The organism is Cupriavidus sp. HMR-1, from assembly GCF_000319775.1.
Classification (GTDB): Bacteria; Pseudomonadota; Gammaproteobacteria; order Burkholderiales; family Burkholderiaceae; genus Cupriavidus; species Cupriavidus metallidurans.
The window spans coordinates 1-4,553 of the sequence record NZ_ANKP01000187.1; the positions used below are offsets into that span (position 1 = coordinate 1).

Sequence of the window (4,553 nt, forward strand, 5' to 3'; positions counted from 1 at the left end):
GCGAGCCAGGCCATCCGCCGGGGCCACCGCCCGGCCTTCCACCGGGCGCACCTGGCGCACCCGGCGGTTTCGGCGAACCCACGGTGCCTGCCGAAGGCATTGCCCGCGTCGAGGCGATCGTTCCCGGCCAGCGTCTCCAGAAGTAGCATCCCGCCCCACCACCCCGGTTCCGTCTCACCCGCATGACGGATATACCGGGTGCAGTCAAATCCCCTACGCTGTACGGATTGCCGCCGCCAAACCCGTGGTAGCGGCGTCCGGGGCGCTTGCCGCCGCCGAAAAAGTATCAGACATGATCGGCAATTGTTCGCTATGCTCCCCACAACGGCAGTGATTTCCCTGTTGCAGCTCACCTCCGCTCAGTACTAGTTGGTCAATGGATGGCGCCCGCCGAAGGCGCCGCGTGCAGCGTAGTCTCGTGAGGGCCCCCGATGCAGCGAAGCTGGTTCCTGGTGGTGACGATCGCGCTGACGACGTTGGCCACGCTGTTTCCCGTGGGAATCGGTGTGTTCATGGCGCAGCTCGAGGCGAACCGGCGCGAGGCGGACCAACTGAGCGTATTTGCCGATGCCGCGACCCGGCGGGCCGAACTGGTCATGACGCAGGCAATCAGTGCGCTGCAGGATATGGAGATGCTGCGGGACGAGCCATGCACACCCGCCAACCTGGTCCAGCTTCGCCGCATCACCTACACCTATTCCTATATTCAGGACGCCGGCATCTATCGCGCCGGCAAACGGCTTTGCTCGGCGCTGCTTGGCCCCATCGAGCCTGGACAGTTCCCCCTGCCGCCGCCCGACTGGCGCACGCCTGACGGGCTCGACTACTGGTTCGACCAGCCCGTCCCGTTCAACACCCAGCGACACGTGGTGCTGATCGGCCGCAACGGCAACAACGTCGGGCTCGACTCGCAGGTCTTCGTCGATGTCGTCGATCGCGAATCGCGGATGCTGGCCGTGGTGCAGACCGATGCCGGCCGTATCTTCGCGGCAACGCAGGGCGCGAACCTGACGCGGCTGCAGCAGGCCTACTCGGAACACTCATATGGGTCAGGCGCCGACGCCACGCAGGAAGACGACGCCTCGATCGTCCTGCGTAAATCACGCAACATGCCGCTGGCAGTAGTAGTGCTTGCCCCGCGCGCGGCGTTGCTGGCCAACTGGAAGTCGCTGCTGATCGGCGGGCTCGTAGTCGGACTGTCCGCCGGCGTGCCGCTCGGCATCCTGGTCTGGCGACGCGCCACGCGGCGCTTCAGCCTGGAAGGCGAACTGCGCAGCGCCGTGCGCCGCCACGAGATGGTGGTGCATTACCAGCCGATCGCTTCGCTGTCGGACAACCACTGGGTGGGCGTGGAGGCGCTGGTCCGCTGGCGCCGCAACGGCAGGCTCGTGCGGCCCAACCTGTTCATTCCGATGGCGGAGAACGCGGGACTGATCCAGCAGATCACCGACCAGGTGCTGGACATTATCCTGTCGGAACTCGGCACGCTGCTGCGCCGGTTCCCGTCGTTCTACGTGTCGATCAACGTCGGCGTGGAAGACCTCAAGAGCCGGCGCTTTCTGAGCGTGCTCAATGCGCGGCTGCGCGGCTCAGGCATCGCGCCCCAGCAGATCCGCATCGAGGCCACCGAGCGCGGCTTCCTGGAACCCGACGTGGCCCGCGACACGATCCAGGCATTTCGCGATGCCGGACACCCGGTCTATATCGACGACTTCGGCACCGGCTATTCGAGCCTGTCTTACCTGCAGAGCTTCAAGGTCGATGCGCTCAAGATCGACAAGTCGTTCGTCGACACGATCGGTCAGGAGGCCGCGTCGAGTACCGTGGCGCCGCACATCATCGCGATGGCGCAGTCGCTCGGCCTGCAGGTCATCGCCGAAGGCATCGAGGACAAGATGCAGGCCGACTTCCTGCGCGAGCAAGGCGTCGACTACGGCCAGGGCTGGCTGTTCGGGCGGCCCATGCCCGCTGTGGAACTGGCGCAACTGATAACGCGGGCCACGCCGCAAGCCGTGGCCTGACGGCTAGAATCGACCCACCTCACCGGTGATACGCCGCCGAATCGTTTCCCAACGTATTGACCCCGGAGCCGCCGCATGTCGCTACCCGCCCTGTTCCTGACCGCTGCCGGCGTGGGCCTGGCCGTGGCCGCCCCCGTTGGCCCGATGGGAATGCTGTGCATCCGGCGGACGCTGACCGACGGGCCCCGCGCCGGGCTGGCCATCGGCTTCGGCATTGCCTGCGGCGATGCGATCTACGGACTGGTGGCGGCGCTGGGGCTGGTAGGCGTCTCGCAATTCATGCTGGCCTACGACAAGCCACTGCATCTGGCCGCCGGGCTGTTCCTGGTCTACCTGGGGCTGCGCACGTTCCTGCAGAAGCCGACCGACCAGGCGGCTACGCTGAACAGCAACGGGTACGGCGTGCGGGCCTTTGGCAGCGCACTGCTTCTGACACTGACCAACCCGCAGACGATCATCATGTTCGCCGCGTTGTTCGCCACACTGGCGCCGCGTGGCGCGTTCTCGACCCCGATCGCGATGACAACGGTGCTCGGCGTGTTCTGCGGCTCGATCCTGTGGTGGTGCGTGCTGGTGACAATCGTCAGTGGCGCCCGTCATGCGCTGGGGATGCGCGTGCGTCAATGGATTGATCGCGCGGCCGGGGTGGCGCTGGCCGCGTTCGGCGTGTCGGAAATCCGGCGCGCGCTGTAGCCCTATACCCCTGGCGGCACCGGGGATATGACCACCCCGATGCCATACCGCTGATTACTCGGCCTTCGCGCCCGAATCCTTCGCCACCTTGGTCCACTTGGTGGTTTCGGCCTTGATGAAGGCGGCAAGCTGCGGCGGCGTCATGTCGCCAGCCGTCACGCCCTGATCGTCGAAGCGCTTCTGCACGTCCGACTGCTTCAGCACCTTGGCAAGTTCCGCGCTCATGCGCTGGCGAATCGGCTCCGGAGTGCCGCGCGGCGCCATCAGCGCATACCACGTGGTCACCTCGTAGCCGGGCACGCCGCTTTCCGCCACCGTCGGCACACCAGGATAGGCGGGCGAACGTTTGGCGGACGTGACGGCCAGCGCCTTGACCTTGCCGCTCTTCACGTGCGGATTTGCCGACGGGCTGGTCTCGATCGCCATCTGGATCTGGCCCGCGATCAGGTCGGTCATCATCGGCGCGCCGCCCTTGTAGGGCACGTGTGAGATATCGGTGCCCGTAGCCGAGCGGAACAGCTCGCCGGACAAGTGCTCGGTGCTGCCGATGCCCGCCGAGCCGTAGTTCACCTTGCCCGGATTGGCCTTGATGTAGGCGATCAGTTCCTGCACGTTCTTGGCGGGAATCGACGTGTTCACCAGCACGACGTTGGGCGTCAGCGCCACCATGCCGATCGGTTCCAGATCCTTCTGGAAATCGTACGGCAGCGTCTTGTAGATGCCGGGGGCCATGGTGTGGGCCACGGTCGCCAGCAGGAACGTGTAGCCGTCCGGATTCGCACGCGCTACCAGCGCGCCGCCGATGGTGCCACCCGCGCCGGGACGGTTGTCGACCACCACGGGCTGGCCAAGCGCCTCGCCCAGCCGTTGTCCGACTGCGCGGCCGATGATGTCCGTGGTGCCGCCCGACGCGAACGGCACAACGAGCGTGATCGGCTTCGACGGCCAGTGGTCGGCGGCAAATGCGGAGCCGGTCGGGACGGCAGCCATGGCAATGGCCGCCCCCGCCAGCATCCTGAGCGCCGTGCGGCGCGCCATGCATGGGGTCATGCGAGTCTCCTCGGGGAACTATGGAATTCTGAAATGCCTGATCCCTGAGACTTTACGAAGGTGGCGAAGCCTGCACCAGCCCCGTGCCGGCGGGAGGTGTTCAGGATTTGTGAAGGGTGGCACCGGGCCAGCGTTCGGCCGTGACCAGTTGGCGGGCCACCGATTCGAGCACGCCTCGCGCTGCCAGGCCGGCCGGCGACAGCTCGTCGTCCGACAGGCTGACCAGCAGGTTCGGACGCCTGACGCTGGCATCGGCGATCTCGATCAGCGCCAGCGGGTCGCCCAGATGGCGCGCCACGGCGGCGCCAGGCTGAATCGTCGCGCCAATGCCGGCACGCACGGCGTCCATCAGGACGGCCAGCCCGTCGATTTCGACCACCACGTTCAGCGCACGCTGGTGACGGGCCGCGGCCGCGTTCAGCACGGCGCGCAGGCCGTGCGCGCTGCTGGGCAGAATCAGCGGGATGTCGCCGATGTCCTCGAGCCGCACCGCATTCGCCGCTGGCAACCCGGGCTGATCGGGGCGCGCGATCAGGAAAAGCCGCTCTTCGAGCAATGGCGTGGTGCTCCAGCGCTGACCCGCTTCGAGCTGGAACAGCACGGCCAGGTCGAGCTGGCGTGCGCCAATCATCGAAGCCAGGTTGCCTGACAGGCTTTCGACCAGATGAAGACGGATATCGGGATAACGCTCGCGCATCGCGACCATGAACGGCGGCCCCAGCACCGCCAGCGTGCTCGGTGCCATGCCCACGCTGACGTGGCCCGACAGCCGCGCCGTCCGCGCCGCGC

General features: G+C 66.8%; 4 protein-coding genes. 2 read left to right on the top strand and 2 right to left on the bottom strand.

The features are described from left to right. The first annotated feature begins 431 nt into the window (after positions 1–431). Positions 432–2,021: an EAL domain-containing protein gene (locus D769_RS19850; RefSeq protein ID WP_008648761.1), complete on the top strand. Its 1,590-nt coding sequence runs from the start codon at positions 432–434 to the stop codon at positions 2,019–2,021. Between the two features lie 75 nt (positions 2,022–2,096). Next, entirely contained in the window at positions 2,097–2,714 is a 618-nt protein-coding gene (locus D769_RS19855) for a LysE family translocator (protein WP_008648762.1), read from the top strand. A gap of 54 nt (positions 2,715–2,768) precedes the next feature. On the opposite strand, the gene D769_RS19860 is transcribed toward D769_RS19855, so the two are convergent. Both D769_RS19860 and D769_RS19865 read right to left on the bottom strand, forming a co-directional pair. Then, the gene (locus D769_RS19860) at positions 2,769–3,728 is read right to left on the bottom strand and encodes a tripartite tricarboxylate transporter substrate binding protein (protein ID WP_085959085.1); all 960 of its coding nucleotides are present in this window, start codon (positions 3,726–3,728) and stop codon (positions 2,769–2,771) included. Between the two features lie 136 nt (positions 3,729–3,864). Then, positions 3,865–4,553 (bottom strand): LysR substrate-binding domain-containing protein (locus D769_RS19865; protein WP_008648766.1); only part of this gene is annotated, 689 nt, incomplete at its 5' end.

What these genes read in the sequence shown, in the direction of transcription:
- D769_RS19850 (WP_008648761.1), top strand. Translation starts at nt 432, where the DNA reads ATGCAGCGAAGCTGGTTCCTGGTGGTGACGATCGCGCTGACGACGTTG.
- D769_RS19855 (WP_008648762.1), top strand. Translation starts at nt 2,097, where the DNA reads ATGTCGCTACCCGCCCTGTTCCTGACCGCTGCCGGCGTGGGCCTGGCC.
- D769_RS19860 (WP_085959085.1), bottom strand. Translation starts at nt 3,728, where the DNA reads ATGCTGGCGGGGGCGGCCATTGCCATGGCTGCCGTCCCGACCGGCTCC.